16 protein-coding genes and 1 pseudogene are annotated in these 16,986 nt (G+C 38.9%); 11 read left to right on the top strand and 6 right to left on the bottom strand.

Annotated features, from left to right (window positions below; all coding sequences use genetic code 11):
- The first annotated feature begins 80 nt into the window (after positions 1 to 80).
- Positions 81 to 395 carry a hypothetical protein gene (locus tag CWC17_RS07630; protein WP_138541087.1) on the top strand — a complete coding sequence of 105 codons (315 nt, stop codon included), beginning with the start codon at positions 81 to 83 and terminating at the stop codon, positions 393 to 395.
- A 46-nt stretch (positions 396 to 441) separates the two neighbouring features.
- Here the strand turns inward: CWC17_RS07630 and msrA are convergent, their stop codons facing one another.
- Positions 442 to 1,041, bottom strand: coding sequence for a peptide-methionine (S)-S-oxide reductase MsrA (gene msrA / locus CWC17_RS07625; protein WP_138612504.1), 600 nt, complete (start codon positions 1,039 to 1,041; stop codon positions 442 to 444).
- A 223-nt stretch (positions 1,042 to 1,264) separates the two neighbouring features.
- On the opposite strand from msrA, the gene CWC17_RS07620 reads away from it, so the two are divergent.
- A complete protein-coding gene (locus CWC17_RS07620) occupies positions 1,265 to 1,459 on the top strand; it encodes a CPXCG motif-containing cysteine-rich protein (protein WP_138541085.1) in 195 nt (64 codons plus the stop codon).
- Positions 1,460 to 1,520: 61 nt separating this feature from the next.
- Here the strand turns inward: CWC17_RS07620 and CWC17_RS07615 are convergent, their stop codons facing one another.
- A complete protein-coding gene (locus tag CWC17_RS07615) occupies positions 1,521 to 1,721 on the bottom strand; it encodes a hypothetical protein (protein ID WP_055014808.1) in 201 nt (66 codons plus the stop codon).
- Between the two features lie 99 nt (positions 1,722 to 1,820).
- Here CWC17_RS07615 and CWC17_RS07610 point away from each other — a divergent pair, with 99 nt between their 5' ends.
- From CWC17_RS07610 to CWC17_RS07600, 3 genes and pseudogenes are all read left to right on the top strand, one after another.
- A complete protein-coding gene (locus CWC17_RS07610) occupies positions 1,821 to 2,303 on the top strand; it encodes a GNAT family N-acetyltransferase (protein ID WP_138541084.1) in 483 nt (160 codons plus the stop codon).
- 172 nt (positions 2,304 to 2,475) lie between these two features.
- Positions 2,476 to 3,087 carry a MarC family protein gene (locus CWC17_RS07605; protein ID WP_138541083.1) on the top strand — a complete coding sequence of 204 codons (612 nt, stop codon included), beginning with the start codon at positions 2,476 to 2,478 and terminating at the stop codon, positions 3,085 to 3,087.
- Between the two features lie 20 nt (positions 3,088 to 3,107).
- A pseudogene (locus CWC17_RS07600) lies at positions 3,108 to 4,003 on the top strand (alpha/beta hydrolase).
- Between the two features lie 436 nt (positions 4,004 to 4,439).
- Here CWC17_RS07600 and CWC17_RS07595 read toward each other — a convergent pair.
- From CWC17_RS07595 to CWC17_RS19745, 3 genes are all read right to left on the bottom strand, one after another.
- Positions 4,440 to 5,585, bottom strand: a complete 1,146-nt coding sequence (locus tag CWC17_RS07595) for an MFS transporter (RefSeq protein ID WP_138612503.1) — start codon at positions 5,583 to 5,585, stop codon at positions 4,440 to 4,442.
- Positions 5,586 to 5,689: 104 nt separating this feature from the next.
- Positions 5,690 to 6,136, bottom strand: a complete 447-nt coding sequence (locus CWC17_RS19750; RefSeq protein ID WP_283956917.1) for an MFS transporter — start codon at positions 6,134 to 6,136, stop codon at positions 5,690 to 5,692.
- 59 nt (positions 6,137 to 6,195) lie between these two features.
- On the bottom strand, positions 6,196 to 6,783 hold the full coding sequence (locus CWC17_RS19745) for an MFS transporter (protein WP_283956916.1): 588 nt from the start codon (positions 6,781 to 6,783) through the stop codon (positions 6,196 to 6,198).
- Between the two features lie 106 nt (positions 6,784 to 6,889).
- Here CWC17_RS19745 and CWC17_RS07585 point away from each other — a divergent pair, with 106 nt between their 5' ends.
- Positions 6,890 to 7,825: a LysR family transcriptional regulator gene (locus CWC17_RS07585; protein WP_138541080.1), complete on the top strand. Its 936-nt coding sequence runs from the start codon at positions 6,890 to 6,892 to the stop codon at positions 7,823 to 7,825.
- A 16-nt stretch (positions 7,826 to 7,841) separates the two neighbouring features.
- On the opposite strand, the gene CWC17_RS07580 is transcribed toward CWC17_RS07585, so the two are convergent.
- Positions 7,842 to 9,053: a porin gene (locus tag CWC17_RS07580; RefSeq protein WP_138541079.1), complete on the bottom strand. Its 1,212-nt coding sequence runs from the start codon at positions 9,051 to 9,053 to the stop codon at positions 7,842 to 7,844.
- Positions 9,054 to 9,687: 634 nt separating this feature from the next.
- On the opposite strand from CWC17_RS07580, the gene CWC17_RS07575 reads away from it, so the two are divergent.
- The 5 genes from CWC17_RS07575 (at position 9,688) to CWC17_RS07555 (ending at position 16,940) form a co-directional block, all read left to right on the top strand.
- Positions 9,688 to 11,277 carry an ABC-F family ATPase gene (locus CWC17_RS07575; RefSeq protein WP_138612519.1) on the top strand — a complete coding sequence of 530 codons (1,590 nt, stop codon included), beginning with the start codon at positions 9,688 to 9,690 and terminating at the stop codon, positions 11,275 to 11,277.
- A 150-nt stretch (positions 11,278 to 11,427) separates the two neighbouring features.
- Positions 11,428 to 11,910 (top strand): 5-(carboxyamino)imidazole ribonucleotide mutase, encoded by a 483-nt coding sequence (gene purE, locus CWC17_RS07570; protein WP_138541078.1) that lies wholly within the window; start codon positions 11,428 to 11,430, stop codon positions 11,908 to 11,910.
- A 2-nt stretch (positions 11,911 to 11,912) separates the two neighbouring features.
- Entirely contained in the window at positions 11,913 to 13,064 is a 1,152-nt protein-coding gene (locus CWC17_RS07565; protein WP_055014799.1) for a 5-(carboxyamino)imidazole ribonucleotide synthase, read from the top strand.
- A gap of 103 nt (positions 13,065 to 13,167) precedes the next feature.
- A complete protein-coding gene (locus tag CWC17_RS07560; protein WP_138612502.1) occupies positions 13,168 to 14,331 on the top strand; it encodes an endonuclease/exonuclease/phosphatase family protein in 1,164 nt (387 codons plus the stop codon).
- Positions 14,332 to 14,435: 104 nt separating this feature from the next.
- Entirely contained in the window at positions 14,436 to 16,940 is a 2,505-nt protein-coding gene (locus tag CWC17_RS07555; protein WP_138612501.1) for a S9 family peptidase, read from the top strand.
- The last annotated feature ends 46 nt before the right edge of the window (positions 16,941 to 16,986 follow it).

The raw sequence follows: 16,986 nt of genomic DNA, 5'->3' as shown, positions 1-16,986 counted from the left end.
CAGAGTCAAGATAATGTTGATAATTATGGGCTGATTAAATAGAGTTAGCTGTTACGTTAAAAATTTTAAATGGATTTTGTATGTTGCCAAAATGTCTGAATTGCCAAACGAATATATCATTAGCTTGGTTTGTTGTTGCTCGTATGTCTACAAAATATAGGTGTACTAAATGCGGGGCGCTCCATGAGTTTACCCAAAGGCATAAATTAATTGGTATTGTTGCTGTAATTCCACTGATAATTTTAGTTAATATTTTAGAAACTATTATCCCATCTTCGGTATTAAGGTTTGTATTTCTTTTAGTACTAGCAGTTACAGTATTGGTTTTTATACCTAAACAACATAAACTTTCAGAGCATGATAATTTAAAAGAACAGGTTAAAATTACCGATTAGAATTGATGGGTTTGTGTTAACCTATCAAGCATTTAACTATAGGCTTTTAATGAGTGACTCTGTCACCCCAAATTTCTTCTAGACGGTCATCACGTCCGCACCGCCAACGGTAGGTGTTGTAGCGTATAGGGTTATTTTTGTAATAATCCTGATGGTAGCTTTCTTTACCTTTAATTGGGTAAAAAGTGCTGGCATTCAGTATTGGCGTGACCACTGTTTGATTAGGGAATTGCGCTATTACTGCTTGTTTGGTTTGCTCTGCTATTTTGCGCTCTTGCTCGTTAGCTACAAATATGGCGCTTAAATAACTAGGCCCTTTATCACAAAATTGGCCTTTGGCATCAAAGGGGTCGATATTTACCCAAAAATGATCAAGTATGCCTTTGTAGCTTACTACATCAGGGTCGTAAGTAATTTGTACAGCCTCGTAATGACCTTGATGATTGCCATTGTAGGTCGGGTTTTTAATTTTACCGCCTGTAAAGCCTGATATAACATCTTTGACGCCTTCGAGTTTTTCAAAGTCGCTTTCCATACACCAAAAACAACCACCGGCTAACACTGCTTTTTCGGTTTTAGCTGCATGAGTAAACGTGCTAAACAAAATTGCGGCAGATATTAATGCAAGTTTCAGTGATTTTTTCATAGGATAATCTACCTTTAGTTTGAGTTTAAATACATATTCTTAATAGCTAGACCTGCTAAGTGTTATTACTATTTCATTGTGAGCGTATATAAGGTTACGAATAATGTACGTAATACTTTTTAATTTAAGCCACATTTGAGTGAGTACCCGAATAGCACACGGTTGTATTATTAGAGTGTGTTTATTAAAGTGAAAGCATTGAGATCAAAGTAGCAGGTGGTAAATGAACCAGTTAACCGAAAAATCGATAAGTTGCCCGTATTGTGGTGAAAGTATTGAGGTATTGCTAGATGCAGCAGATATTGATGAGCAATACATTGAAGATTGCCAAGTATGTTGTAAGCCTATTACGTTTGTTGTTTTTGAAGATGAAGACGAATTAAAAGTAAATGTATACAGTGAAGACGATACATTTTAGCCACTAGTTACACTTTAGGTGGCTGCACACTGGCAGCCACTACTGCTTTTATACACGGGCGTTAGCTATTTTGCTCTCGGGCGAGTTGGTTTGGTAACAGCTCTTCTACAATTTCGCGAGCGGGGAGTGTATAACGTGTGCCGTTAAACATTACCGAGGTAAACTCGTTTATATTAGTAATGCCTGTTAGGGTCCAGCCCTCACCACGTTTAGGGCAATATACGGTTGTGGTAGGTTGAATTACTTTAAAATCGTCGCTCATTATTGCTCTCAATATTGGCTATAAAGATAATGCTTGTGAATACGTTATGGTAAGTTAATAATGCTTAACCATAAAGCTCTTTTTTAACTCCTGTATAAAATGTTTAAAACAACTCAGCTTGAACGCGTTACATTGCGTTTAATTACTCATAAGCATGCCCCGCAGTTATTTACTATTTTGAACCACCCGCAGGTGAGCGAATTTAACGACTATCAAACCCCGTTAAGTAAATGCCAAATTAAGCAATTAATACAAGACGATATTACCGCCTATTACGAAGGCGAAGTGATAAGAGTGGCTATTGAACATAATATTACCGGCAAGTTAATGGGTACCTGCGGGCTTTATAATTTATCGCCTTGTAAAAGTAGTGCGTTTATTGGCTTTGAGCTTGACCCTATGTATTGGGATAAGGGCATTATGTTTGAGGTGATTACCGGCTTTGTTAAAACACTTAAGCAGGCTATACCGCTTAATTACTTAGCGGCGCAAGTAAGTGCAGATAATGCGCGTTCGCATAACTTATTAGTTAAATTAGGCTTTAGCTTAGGTGAGCATTCAATTTGGTATAAACACGTTTAGTGCTGAATTAGTAATGTATTAGTGCTGCATTTTATTATACACGTTAGTAAATTTCATCATAAGAGGAACAAATGCAATATAAAAAATAGCCAATTTGGCTTATAGTTAAGCGTAAGCAAATGAATTTGTTACCCGAGTTTTTTTAAACGTGTTCGCTTAACAAGGATTTTATATGCTAGAAAAACTATCTCAAGATGCCCTCGTTATTTGGGCCACCATAGACCCAATAGGTACCATGGCGCTTTTTGCTGCGCTCACTTCTCATTTAACTGATCAACAACGTCGTAAAACTGCGTTCAAAACGGTGCTTTATGCAGGGGCTGTGTTACTGGGCTCTATTTTAATAGGGCAGCTTATTTTAAATGCGATGGGCATACGGCTGGTATCGTTTCAGTTAGGGGGTGGGATAATTTTATTTTTGTTTGGCCTGCAAATGATATTTGGCAGCGATTCTAATAAAGCAAAACAAGACCCAGGGCACGATATTGCAGTGTTTCCGCTTGCTATACCTGCTACCGCGACACCAGGGGCTATTTTAGCCGTTATATTATTAACCGATAATCATATTCACCCAATTACCACCCAAATGGGGACAGCGTTAATTACATTAGCAGTGTTGGGTGTAACCTTAATTTTGTTGTTGCTGTCAGGCAAAATTATAAAACTAATTGGTACAGGAGGCGCATCTATTTTAACGCGTGTAATGGGGATGATACTGGCCGCTTTTTCTGTAGAGCTAATAATGACCGCACTTGAAATTAAGCAGTGGGTAAAAATAGATTAAATGCTAAAGAGGGCACGCTAATGGCAATTACAATGTCAAAGTATCATTTAGTAAATGTGTGTTTGGCCATTGTGATGTTTGCTTTGGCTGTTATCGCTATTAGGTATTATAACCATTATGTATCGGCGTTTACTGACATAACCATAGAGTCTAAAGCGCTTAACGAATCGCGTAAGGTATTTATTAGACTCCCTACCAATTACGATAAGAGTAAAGCTTACCCATTAATTATTAAAACAGACGGTAATTTTAATTTAGATAATTGGGATCGAACGTTAACCGCGCAAAGAAAAGCCGGTGAATGGGAAGGTGCTATATTAGTATCTATCCCTAATAAGTTTTGGCAAGCTACACGTAATCGTGACTTAGTGCCTCCTTATGCTCGCCAAGATGTAAATACTGAGCCTCGCCCTGAGCTTCAAACGCTACCAGAACCCAATGGTGAGGCTGATAAATTTTTAAAGTTTATAGAAGCCGAATTACTCCCTTATTTGCAAACCCATTATAAATTGAATGATCAGCGTATATTAAGTGGTTTTTCGGCAGGAGGAAGCTTTGTACTTTATACACTGCATACTAAACCTGAGCTATTTAATGGGTATTTTGCATTTAGCCCTGCAGCTTGGTACGACGATATGAGTGTTGTTAAATGCTTTAGTGACTTTTTAAAAACAAATAACCCAAAAATTAAAGCTCCTACATTTTTATATTTAACGGTTGGCGGGGCAGAGCATCCGCTAATGTTGAGGCTTTCCAAAATTTAGAAGCAACGCTTAACGCAAATCCTAACGCTAATTTAATGTGGAATAGCACAGTTAACCCAAACGCAGAACATAATGACAACCCTAAGCAAAGTGTGGCTAAAGCACTTATTGATTATAAAGAGTTTGCACAAAGCTTAACTAAACAGCGTTAACTGTATATTTATACAGTTAACGCTGTTTGCTATATTATTAAGTTAACATGCACTCGTTTACTATTTACCTAATGTTTTGTTATTTATGTAGTTTTAGCCTTTTTTTAAAGGTAAGGCGTATTTAGTTTTAAAAAGCCAGTACTGTATCAATATACAGTACTGGCTTTTTTGGTTATTATGCTTAACCCAATTGCTTAATGCTTTACATGAATACGGCTAGCGACCTGACTTTGCTTTGAATAAACACCGTGAGATTAAGCTAAATAAGGCTTATTTAAATTTTACCGCTGGTGGAACATTAAAAGAACACATCATACTAAATTTGATTTAGTATCTATCTTAACTACTAATTATATTTTTAAGTAGATAATCAGAGAGCTGAGGGATTACCGTTCAGCTCTCATGAGTTTAGCTTTAACTAACTTTAACTAATGTTCTACTCAGCTGCTTGCTTTTTATTTTTAACAAATAAGGTAACAGCTACAATGGCACTTAAAATGGAGCAAATAATAAATACATTATGAATCCCCCCAGGTATATATTCCATAAAAGAGGTAAAAAACTGCCCAGAGAATACCGCCATAGTAAAATACGATAAGTTACGACCGCGAACATTCTCAGAGCTTAGCTCTACCGTCATATGGTTCAAAAGGGGGATACTAAACCCAAAACCTATCCCTATTAATATTGCACCTAAAATTAAAACTAAGGTACTTGGTTGGTTAAAGCATACATACGATAACCCAAATCCTAAAAACGCCAGTGCCAGTACGTTTGTTTCGCCAATTAGCTTAGTTGCTTTAGGCATTACGCCCGCAGTAACTACAGCTACTAACGATATAAACGCCAGTAACTGGCCAATTTGGGATTCGTTATAGTCAAGTGCACTCATAGTAATAGGTAATAAAACGGTCGAGGTAAAAAATATAGTCATTGCGAGGGTAGAAACTATATAAACCCCTTTTAATTTAAAAGCGCCAATAACGGTTTTGGTATTTTCAGTTACGTGTTCTTCCACTTGGTTGCTTGCTTTATGTTTGCTTGGAACAAAAAACAAAAGCATGGCTAAAAATACCCAGGCAATTAAATAAAGCGCCAGTGGCAAACCCCAAAACTTTGAAGCTAAATACCCACCTAAAAATAAAAATATGACACCGCCAAGTTCTATAGCCATGCCTTGTTTGGCTATCATGCCTAAGCGAGCTTCACCTTTGTACCAAGTAGAAATTAATACAGTGCAGCCAGCCATCACTATGGCCGTTATGCCACCAAGAATAAATCTGTTAATAAATACAAGTGCTGGGCCATATAAAAAGTAGCCGCTAGCACCTACAAAGCCATATAAAAATAACCCGATGATTAAAAGCTTATACGCGCCATATTTATCTATTAACCGCCCGGCAATTGGCGCAAATACAACAGCACCTAAAGAAGGTAATGTAATTAAAAGTACAGTGTTATTAGTAATGCCTAAACCGTTTGAAATGCTAACTAAGCCAGGCGCTAAAAGAGTGCCAACCATTATGGTTAAGCTGGCAATACATAATAAGGTAAAGCTGCCGGCCGCTTTGAGTGAATTCATCGTTGCTCCAATTAATTTATAAGTTACGCTTTTTTAGCAAGGGCATTGAAAAGAGCGCTCATAATTATAAAAATAATACTTATGGCAATTACGCCATCCCATTTTTATAAATCAAATGCTTTTACACCTGCCGCAGAGCCAACGGCTCCACCAATGTAATAACCCAGCATATAAATGCCGTTTATTCTGCTTTGTGCGTTTGGATCTATACTAAATACCCGCACTTGGTTTGATACCTGCGCGCTAAACACCCCAAAGTCTATGAGTATAATGCCAACTATTAACGCCACTAAACTGCTACCAAATAGTCCGGTAATTACAAAACCTATTGCAATTAATCTAAGCGATAGTGCAATAACGTTTTTAGAGCCAAGCTTATTTAAAAACTTACTCGCTAATTTTGCGCCTATAACTCCTGCAAGGGCTATAACGCCAAATAATCCAGCTTGTTGCGAACTGTAATTAAATGGCTCATCGCTTACATAAATTGCAAGGGTTGACCAAAGCACAATAAAAGCGGCAAACCAAAATGCGCCTGAAAACGTAAACATACGCAGTTGTTTGTATTGCTTAAATAAACTTAAACTACTTTTTATAAGCGCTAAGTAACTTAATTAGCATGTGGTTTATTAACGGGTAAAAATACATAAAGTAGGGCGCCAAACAAGGTGGCTAATAACGCCGACATATAAAAAACACTTTGCCAGCCCATGTGCTCACCAACAAAACCACTTAACGTACGGGAAAGTAATATTCCAAGTGTTAACCCCATCATTAATGTACCCAGCGTAGCGCCTTCGTTTTCAGCGCTTACCATTGATGCCGCAAAAGGAATAAGTTGCTGTGTAATATTGGCACCTACGCCGATTAAAAAAACACTAATAAGCAACACTATAAGGTTAGGCGCTAGTGCGCCAGCAAGCGATGCTAAGACTAACAAAGTAGATAAAACACTAATTAGTTTACGCCTTGGGATTGAATCATCAAGGGGAGATATGAATAAAAGTGCAAAGGCATAGCCACACTGTGTTAATGCCGGAATGCTTCCTAATTGCGCGTCGCTTAAATTAAACGCTTCTTTTATTAAGGGCAGGATAGGTTGGTTGTAATACAAGTTTGCGGCGGTTGCAGCAATGGCACTTGTCATTAACAATAATAAAAAACGACTTATATGATTACTAGTTTCTACCCTAGACATACTTAATACCCATGTTTAATTAATGTGTAAACAATAAAACTTTTTGTGAAATAACAAAAATATTATTATTTTATTGAATCTATACAGTTTTGTTATTGGTGTAGTTGTGGATATTAAAATACTAAAAAGTTTTATTAGTGTGGCTAAACATAAGAGCTTCTCTGCTGCGGCGAGAGAATTACATACAGTGCAGCCCGCAATAAGCAGGCATATATCTGGTCTTGAAGCCGAACTAGGTGTAAGTTTGTTTGTTCGCAACTCGCGCGAAGTAGTTATTACTGAAGCCGGGGAGCAATTATTAAATGATGCTAATAAAATTATTGCGCTCACAGAGCAAGCGACAACAAATGTAAAACGTGCCCACATCGGCCAGATTGGCTCTCTCACCATTCCCCATTTAAGCTCTGCATGTTTAACATTTATGGCAGCGATTGTGCGTAGCTACAAAGAAAAATACCCAAACGTTCACGTTACACTTATTGAAATGACAGCCACAGAGCAAATAGAAGCGCTTAAAAACGAGCGTATAGATATTGCGTTTTCACGGCCATTACCGGTTTCAATTGTTGATGAATATTTTAGTCACTGTATCTATGTGGATTCTTTAGTCGCTATTGTAAATACCAGCCATACACTTGCTACTACCGACAGTATTGATTTAGCGGTTTTCAAAAACGAGCAGTTTATTATTTTCAACCGTGAAGAAGCGCTTGGCCTGTTTGATGAAACCATTATGCAATGCAAAAAAGCTGGTTTTTCGCCAAATATTATTAGCCAACCTAGGCATATGCAAACATTAGTTACGGAGGTAGCAGCAGGGCTTGGGGTAGCTATTGCACCATACTGCGTTCGCAAGTTGTACAGTGCGGGGTGCCATTTTATTTCACTTAACGATATTACTACGCAAATTCCAGTAGAAATCCAATTTAAAAAAACACTTACCAACGCCGCAGTTGATGCATTTGTTGAGATTGCACTTAATTCAAGACAACAAATTCAAAAAGTATGGCATAAAAAAGCCCAGCTAAATTGCTGGGCTTAAAAATTGAGCGAGTAAGTTAAAACTTGTATCTAAAACCAATAGCAATACCATCGTCCTCAGATTGCTCCATTTGCGCTTGTTGATCTTTATCGTCACTTTCAAAGTCACTAAAATCTTTACGTGCTTCAGCATAGGCAATGGTGTTTTCATCAATTAAGTAATGAACGCCAATTACAGCAAATTGACGCTTAAATACATCGTTAGGATCTGCATTAAAGTTTGGTTGAATAACATAGTCGTCACCAGCGTCTAAAATGTTATAAGCGACAAAAGGGCGCACATCGTTGTCAAATCGGTACGACATAAACGTTTCTACACCAATAGAGTCCTTAATTAAGCGCCCTAGGTTATCCGTATCGTGGTTTTCACTTTTATTAATGTTAGCAGCAACGTATAAACCTGGCTTTTCAATGCTGCCCCACATAACACCGGCACCAAAAATTAAATCTTCAACGGTTTGTGTAGTGCCATCGCCATAGGTAACATCAAATTCACCACGGTTTATACCCGCTGTTAGCGTTAGCATATCGGTTGCGTTATAAGTTACAGAACTACCAAATGTGTAGTTAAATTCAACTACTTGGGCTGCACTGTCGCCACTATTCCAAAGGGCTTCACATGCATCTTCAGAAATATCATCAACATCACAGGTATAAAATTCGCTGTTTTTAAGCTGTGCCTGAACTGCAAAGCTAAAATCATTGTAGCTATTACGGTATTGAATTAGTTTATCACCGCGGCCTGTGCCATTTACTGCACCGTCGTCTTTATTGTATGTGTAAACACCCGCAGCATTACCATCCCATACAAAGCTGTTATTGGTGCCGTAAACGACGTCGTACCACGCTCCCCATTGTTTACCAATGGTAATTTGTCCGTATTTTTCGTGAGATAGGCCAGCATAACCTAAACGATTATATAAAAACTCATCTTGAATAGACTCAAAGCGGTTATTGTAAATAATATCGCTACTACCAACAGGGTTTACACCCCATTCAACTAGCGCAAGTGCCGACCAGTCTTTTTTTAGTTCTCGAGTAAACCCAAAGTTAATACGCGATGTACCATTTACCACTTCGGTTTGGTTTTGCGTATTAATAACGCGCACATCAAGGTAACCACCTACTTTAATTGTGTTTTTATCGTCCTTATAGAGCTCTATTGCTGAAACCGCTGGCGCGACTACAATGCTTGTTCCTAATAGCAGGGTTACAAAGTTTTTAATCATTTGTGATGCCTTGTGTGTGTTAACTTTAAATATGAGATTAAATTTTCAAAGGATGAGACTAGCAAAGCCATTATGGGCTCAAAAGTGAAAAATTATCATTGAAATTAGGTTCTAATATGAATAAATATTCACTGGAGGTTAATGGTGTTTTTATACTGTTAAGGAATGGGTTTTATTTGATTAAAAGCTAGTTAAATAGGATTAAAAAACGCGCGATCAAACTGCGCTAGAAATGAGAATTTTTCAAGTTGAATAAAAATAAAACGCTAGTGTAAAAACTCTAAAAAGCATTTTATATCATAAATATATACGCTTCTATCTGTTTTATAAAATGCTTTGCGATAAACAATCGACTTATTAAGTTAAATGGCTTTATTAGTGGCAAGTAAAATTGTGAAATGGCGCATAAATTGAAATGTTATATTTTATATAAGCTCATTTTTTAGTTGAATAAGCATTCACTGACTTAATCACGTTTTAAGCACTCTTTGCTAGGGATTAATTTAGGTATTTAATGAGTGGAATAGGGTACAGTTCGTGTGCTTTCAACCTTAAACTTTCATAGAAAAAAAGCTGTATTTAGTTTAAACTGCGCGCAATTTAAATACATCATGTCCCCTTGGAGGGTAGCGCTATTATTAGTACAGCTAACATCACCATGCAATTTGGTGCTAAACCGTTATTTGAAAACATATCTGCAAAGTTTGGCGAAGGAAACCGTTACGGTTTAATTGGTGCAAACGGCTGTGGTAAATCTACATTTATGAAAATCCTAAGTGGTGAATTAGAACCATCTTCAGGTAACGTAAGTACAGATCCAAATGAACGCGTGGCTAAACTAAACCAAGACCAGTTTGCTTACGAAGAATACTCTGTAATTGATACGGTGATCATGGGTCATAAAGAATTATGGGATGTTAAGCAAGAGCGCGACCGCATTTACTCATTACCAGAAATGAGCGAAGAAGATGGCATGAAAGTAGCCGATTTAGAAACTGAATTTGCCGAAATGGACGGCTATTCTGCAGAGTCTAAAGCCGGTGAGCTTTTACTAGGTGTTGGTATTGGTACTGAGCAGCATTACGGCCCAATGTCTGAAATAGCGCCAGGTTTTAAACTACGTGTATTACTTGCGCAAGTGCTGTTTTCTGATCCTGATATTATGTTACTGGATGAGCCTACCAATAACTTGGACATTTACACCATTAAATGGTTAGAAGATGTACTTAATCAGCGCGACTGCACCATGATCATCATCTCGCATGACCGTCACTTTTTAAACTCAGTATGTACGCACATGGCCGATATTGATTACGGTGAGCTTCGTATTTACCCAGGTAACTACGATGAGTACATGTTTGCAGCAACGCAAGCTCGTGAACGCCTATTAAGCGAAAACGCTAAAAAGAAAAGCCAAATTGCTGAACTACAGCAGTTTGTATCACGCTTTTCTGCAAACGCATCAAAGGCTAAACAAGCTACCTCGCGTGCAAAACGCATTGATAAAATTCAGCTAGAAGAAGTGAAAGCTTCTTCTCGCCAGTCTCCATTTATTCGCTTTGAGCAAGAAAAACAACTATTTCGTAACGCGCTGGAGATAAGTAACCTTAGCCAAGGCTTTGAAGACAATACCTTGTTTTCAAATTTAGAAGGCTTAGTGGAAGTTGGCGAGCGAATTGCCATTATCGGTGAAAATGGTGTTGGTAAAACAACATTACTAAACACACTTGCAGGGCGTTTGGCACCTAAAACGGGTGAGTTTAAATGGTCTGAAAATGCGAACATTGGTTACTATGCGCAAGATCATGCTGACGAGTTTGAAAAAGATATGAACTTGTTTGAGTGGATGGAGCAATGGCAACAAGAAGGTGACGACGAGCAAGTGGTCCGAGGCTTTTTAGGGCGTATGTTGTTTTCGCAAAACGATATTAAAAAGTCTGTAAAAGTTATTTCAGGTGGTGAACAAGGCCGTATGTTATTTGGTAAAATTATGATGCATAAACCAAATATACTGTTAATGGACGAACCTACAAACCACATGGATATGGAATCAATCGAGGCGTTAAACCTTGCATTAGAAGCCTATGAAGGCACATTATTATTTGTCTCGCACGATCGTCAGTTTGTATCATCAGTTGCTACCCGTATTTGGGAGATTAAAGACGGCCAGGTGATTGACTTTAGAGGCAACTACAGTGAGTACCTAGCGAGCAAAGAAGTATAATCGCTTTGTAATTGAATCTCTTTAAAAGCCATGTTTAAACATGGCTTTTTTTGTTTTTGTGAGTCGCAATTAAACTTGGTTTGGGTATAATACCCGCCTAAAACCGGACATAAGTCCGCTATTTTTAAAATACATTACTGAGGAGTATTTATGACTGTTGGCATTATTATGGGTTCTAAATCAGATTGGCCAACCATGGAACACGCAGCACTCATGCTAGAAAAATTTGGTATTGAGTACGAAACAAAAGTGGTCTCTGCGCACCGCACTCCTCAACTTCTTGCAGATTATGCAAATTCAGCCGCAGATCGTGGCATAAAAGTGATTATTGCTGGTGCCGGTGGCGCTGCACATTTACCCGGCATGGCAGCAGCATTTACATCGCTTCCTGTGCTTGGTGTACCGGTTAAATCTAAAGCCTTGAACGGTGTCGATTCGTTATTGTCTATTTGCCAAATGCCAAAAGGTGTAGCCGTAGGTACACTTGCCATTGGTGAGCCAGGCGCTGCTAACGCAGGTTTACTAGCTGCACAAATTTTAGGGTGCCAAAACCCAGAGATTTTTGCAAAAATTGAAGCATTTCGTAAAGAGCAAACCGAGAGTATTTTAGCTAACCCTAATCCTGCAGAGTAAAAATGAAAATTTTAATTTTAGGTGCCGGCCAACTTGCGCGAATGATGAGCCTAGCAGGCGCCCCCCTTAATTTAAATGTGGTTGCGTACGATGTAGGCAGCCAAAAGATTATGCACCCGCTAACAGGTGAAGTTTTCACTACCACACTTGAGCAAGCAATTAGTGACGCTGATGCGATTACGGCTGAGTTTGAGCACATTCCTGATGATGTACTAACATTGTGCTGTAACAGTAATAAATTTTATCCAGGAAAAGCCGCCATTAAAACCGGTGGGGACCGCGCACTAGAAAAAGCGTTACTCGATAAAACAAACGTTGCATGTGCGCCGTATCAACTGATCACAGAAAAAGCGCATTTAGAATTAGCAGTTAAAAACCTAGGCAAGCCGCTAGTTATTAAAACCTGCCAAGCAGGGTACGATGGGAAAGGCCAGTGGCGTTTAAAATCAGATGACCAAATAGAGCAAATTTGGTCTGAAATGGCTGACTTTATTGCCTCAGGCACTCAGGATGCACCGCACAGTATTATTGCTGAAAAAATGATCCCGTTTGACCGTGAAGTCTCTATTATTGGCGCACGCGATAAACACGGTAATGTAGCTATTTACCCAATTACTGAAAACGAGCACACCAACGGCGTGCTTACATTATCGATTGCAGGTAAAAATAACACACTGATTGAGCAGCAAGCCCATAGTGCATTTACAAAAATTGCCAACGAGCTTAATTACGTTGGCGTACTTGCCATTGAATTTTTTGATGTAAACGGCACTTTACTGGTTAACGAAATTGCGCCGCGGGTTCATAATTCTGGGCACTGGACACAGCAAGGCAGCCATTGTTCACAGTTCGAAAACCATATGCGCGCTGTTGCAGGTTTACCACTAGGTAATACAGAGCTTAAACATATTACCGCCATGATTAACGTGTTGGGTCAAGGATGTATTCCTACCGAGGTTTTAAACGTTAGTGATGTAACTAGCCACTGGTACGGAAAGGCAGCAAAACCTGGGCGTAAAATGGGGCATATTAATGTATCTGCTGATAGCATTAATAATTTAGCCGATAAGCTTGGGCAACTTACCGATTACCTTCCTGAGCAGGACTACCCCGGTGTTTTAAAAGCCGCAACCGCGCTCATGCTAAGTGAGTAGCGTAATTTAATACCGGCTTTAGCCGGTATTTTTTTGTCATAAAAATAGGTATTACTTGTGTAATACTGGTAAAGTCTATTTTTTAATTTTTTGAAGTAAAAAAATGAAACAAAAATTACTTTATGGCGCATTAGCCACTGCCGCTTCATTTAGTTTAAATGCTACAGCCAGCGAAAGCCTTCGTATTGCCACCTTTAACGTGAGTATGGATGCGACTAATCACACGCCAAAAGGCGAGCAAGTTAACCCTGATGCACTTGTTAATGCACTAAAATCAAACCACCAGCAAATAAAAAATATTGCCGAAATAATTCAGCGTGTTCGCCCTGATATTATTTTATTAAACGAGTTTGACTACGTACCAAAAGCACAAGGTATTGATTATTTTAAACGCCATTTTTTAAATGTGAGTCAAAATAAACAATCACCAATTGATTACCCATACAGTTTTATAGCGCCAGTGAATACGGGCTTAGCGACTGACTTTGACCTTGATAACAACGGTAAAAAAACAAAAGTAATGGGGGATGCACAAGGCTTTGGTTTTTTTGAAGGGCATTATGGCATGGCTGTATTGTCTAAATACCCAATTAATATTGAAAAACTACGTACATTACAAACCTTTAAATATAAAGATATGCCTGATGCGCAAATGCCAATTGACCCTAAAACAAAAGAAAATTGGTATAACACGCAAGAATGGCAAGCGCTTAGGCTCAGCTCTAAATCATTTTGGGATGTACCCGTTGTCGTAAACAATAAAACAGTCCATGTACTTGCTTCGCACCCAACACCACCGGTATTTGATGGTGATGAAGACAGAAACGGCAAACGTAACCACGATGAAGTGAGATTAATTGCTGATTATGTCGCTAATCAGCCTTATATTTATGATGATAAGGGCCAAAAAGGCGGATTAAATGCAAACTCGCGGTTTGTAATTTTAGGTGACTTAAACGCCGCACCTGAAGGGGATAAAGCACGGATTGAAACCACCAATCAAATTTTAAATAACCCACTTATAAATTCGCAATTTATGCCGCAAAGCGCCGGTGCTAAAGAGCAATACCCGCAGCCATACGCAAAGCACTTTACCGCTAATTGGCAAGCACGTGTAGATTATGTTTTACCTTCTACCTATGGGTTTAAAATAAAAGACGGCGGCGTGTTTTGGCCTACTAAAAACAGCGAGCAATATAGATTAATAAAAGACAGAAACGCATCGAGCGATCATCGATTGGTGTGGCTAGATTTGCTAATAGAGTAAACTCTGCTTTACCGTGCAAATGTGTTATTCATCTTAAAAAATTGCAATAACTCAAGTGCTTCTGCTTAAATACGGTTCAATTATAATAACCGTTCAGAAGCACTATGATTTTTAACTTATCGTCATCAAAAAAATTAGTAGCGCTTGCTGTAACCTCAAGCATTATGCTTGCAGGTTGTAGTGCTACCGCTAATACCTCTTTATCACAGCAAAGCGCTTTACCAGCAAGTCCCGTTGCAGCGGCTGTAAACACACCTGCTGATGCTGGCTCACACAATATTACCTTAGAACAAGCCATGGCAAACCCTGATTGGATAGGTAACCAGCCTAAAAATGCCTACTGGGCAAGTGATTCAGCTAGCATTATTTATGCTCAAAAGCAGCAAGGCAGCACCCTAAACGATATTTATAGCCAACAAATTAATAGTAAAAATGCTCAACAGGTATCACTGGATAAGCTACATACCATAGGCGCTTCTAAAGCGGTTTATTCATCTGATAGAGCACTTCAAGCTTATACGTTTAAAGGCAATGTTTTTGTTAAAAACCTAACTACAGGTGAACTTAAACAAATAACGGCCACCTCTGCAACCGAGTCTAAACCACAGTTTTTAAATAATGGTGATTTAGTTTACCGCCAAGGTAATGTGTTTTTTAAAGTTGATTTAAAAACAGGGCTAACTTCAGAGCTTGTTAACTTAAAATTGGCAGATGAACCAAAAGGGTTACAAGAGCCAAGTAGTTACCTAGCCAAAGAGCAGCACAAGCTAATTGAATTTGTGGCGCTACAGCATAAAAACAAACAGGACAGTCAAACACGCAATGAGCAAATAAACGCGCAAAATAGCTCTATTGCTAACACTGCTTTTTACTTAGGTGATGGCAACGTCATTAAAGAAGCTCAGCTATCTCCAAACGGCGATGCTTTAATTGTTGTTCTGCAAAAGCAGCAATCTTGGCGTGATAAAAGCGATATTATGCCCAACTACATCACCGATGATGCCACCATTGAACCTAAAAAAGTGCGCCGTCGTGTTGCTGATGCAAAAGAGCAAACATCACGTGTAATACACATTAATCTTGTAGATAAAACACAAACGCCACTGAGCTTTGATACGCTACCGGGCTTTGATGAAGATGTTTTAGCTGAGGTTAAAAAAGAAAACTACGCGCGAGAGGGTAAAACGTATAAATCTAAAAAGTCACCACGTGGCATTAACTTAATTACTAATTGGGGTTTAAACCAAGCCCCCATAGTATGGAATGATGACGGCACGCAAGTCGCTATTATGCTAGAAGCATGGGATAACAAAGACCGCTGGATAGCCACAATCGACTTTGATAAAAACCAGCTTGTATCGCAGCACCGCTTACATGATGATGCGTGGATAGCTTACGCATTTAACAATTTTGGCTGGTTACATAATTCAAACACCTTATATTACCTCTCAGAAGAATCGGGCTATAGCCAGCTTTACAAAAAAAACCTTAATGGCAAAGCAACCGCTTTAACGAGTGGCCAGTTTGAAGTATCGGACATTACGTTAACTCATGATAATAGCGCTATTTATTACAAGGCAAACGTAGAGCACCCAGGTATTTACGAAATTTACCGTGTTAACCCGCAGACTGGTAAAAATGAGCAAATTACTGATCTAAACGGTATGACCGACTACACGCTAAGCCCGGATGAAAGTAAATTGCTGCTTAAGCACTCTAAAATTACAATGCCAACAGAGCTTTATGTTGCCGATGCTAAAGCCAATACACAGGCAACACGTTTAACTTATACGGTGTCAGATGAGTTTTTAGCTAAAAAGCTCACCGCACCTAAAATTGTTGCTGTGCCATCGAGTCATACCGACCAGCCAATTTACGCAAAAGTGTATTACCCAAGTGACTATGTAGAAGGTGAATCAGGCAAAACCCGTAAAGCGGTTATTTTTAACCACGGAGCAGGGTACTTACAAAACTCACACATGGGTTGGTCTGTGTATTTCCGAGAGTTTATGTTTCATTCATTACTTGCCGATGAAGGCTACATAGTGATGGATATGGATTACCGCGCTTCTAAAGGTTATGGCCGCGATTGGCGTACTGCCATTTATCGTCAAATGGGCACACCTGAAACGCAAGATTTAGCAGATGGCGTAAAATGGATGGCGCAAAACGCCAATGTTGATACTAACGCAGTAGGTACATACGGTGGCTCATACGGCGGGTTTATGACCTTTATGGCGCTATTTACTGCACCTGAGCTGTTTCAATCGGGGGCAGCACTTCGTCCAGTAACCGATTGGGCGCATTACAACACCGCTTACACGGCTAATATTTTAAACCACCCTGATGTAGATCCCATTGCTTTCGAGCGCAGCTCGCCTATTTATTACGCTGAGGGTTTAAACAAGCGCTTATTAATTAATGCACCTATGGTTGACGATAACGTGTTTTTTCAAGACTCAGTTCGTTTAGTACAGCGATTAATTGAACTTGAAAAACAAAACTTTGAAACGGCTATCTTCCCAGTTGAACCACATGGCTTTGTGCAGCCATCAAGCTGGTTAGATGAATACCGCCGTATCTATAAGTTATTTAAAGAAACCCTATAAATAGCTTATAAAACGTATAAAAACGCCACTTAATTAAGTGGCGTTT

The sequence above is a fragment of the Pseudoalteromonas sp. S3785 genome (assembly GCF_005887365.1).
Lineage (GTDB): Bacteria > Pseudomonadota > Gammaproteobacteria > Enterobacterales > Alteromonadaceae > Pseudoalteromonas.
Note: the sequence above shows the minus strand (reverse complement) of the source record. Positions and strands in the feature narration are given on the sequence as shown.

Bases quoted from the DNA above. Each gene is read 5' to 3' on its own strand.
- CWC17_RS07630 (WP_138541087.1), top strand. From the start codon at position 81: ATGTTGCCAAAATGTCTGAATTGCCAAACGAATATATCATTAGCTTGG.
- msrA (WP_138612504.1), bottom strand. From the start codon at position 1,041: ATGAAAAAATCACTGAAACTTGCATTAATATCTGCCGCAATTTTGTTT.
- CWC17_RS07620 (WP_138541085.1), top strand. From the start codon at position 1,265: ATGAACCAGTTAACCGAAAAATCGATAAGTTGCCCGTATTGTGGTGAA.
- CWC17_RS07615 (WP_055014808.1), bottom strand. From the start codon at position 1,721: ATGAGCGACGATTTTAAAGTAATTCAACCTACCACAACCGTATATTGC.
- CWC17_RS07610 (WP_138541084.1), top strand. From the start codon at position 1,821: ATGTTTAAAACAACTCAGCTTGAACGCGTTACATTGCGTTTAATTACT.
- CWC17_RS07605 (WP_138541083.1), top strand. From the start codon at position 2,476: ATGCTAGAAAAACTATCTCAAGATGCCCTCGTTATTTGGGCCACCATA.
- CWC17_RS07595 (WP_138612503.1), bottom strand. From the start codon at position 5,585: ATGAATTCACTCAAAGCGGCCGGCAGCTTTACCTTATTATGTATTGCC.
- CWC17_RS19750 (WP_283956917.1), bottom strand. From the start codon at position 6,136: ATGTTTACGTTTTCAGGCGCATTTTGGTTTGCCGCTTTTATTGTGCTT.
- CWC17_RS19745 (WP_283956916.1), bottom strand. From the start codon at position 6,783: ATGTCTAGGGTAGAAACTAGTAATCATATAAGTCGTTTTTTATTATTG.
- CWC17_RS07580 (WP_138541079.1), bottom strand. From the start codon at position 9,053: ATGATTAAAAACTTTGTAACCCTGCTATTAGGAACAAGCATTGTAGTC.
- purE (WP_138541078.1), top strand. From the start codon at position 11,428: ATGACTGTTGGCATTATTATGGGTTCTAAATCAGATTGGCCAACCATG.
- CWC17_RS07565 (WP_055014799.1), top strand. From the start codon at position 11,913: ATGAAAATTTTAATTTTAGGTGCCGGCCAACTTGCGCGAATGATGAGC.
- CWC17_RS07560 (WP_138612502.1), top strand. From the start codon at position 13,168: ATGAAACAAAAATTACTTTATGGCGCATTAGCCACTGCCGCTTCATTT.
- CWC17_RS07555 (WP_138612501.1), top strand. From the start codon at position 14,436: ATGATTTTTAACTTATCGTCATCAAAAAAATTAGTAGCGCTTGCTGTA.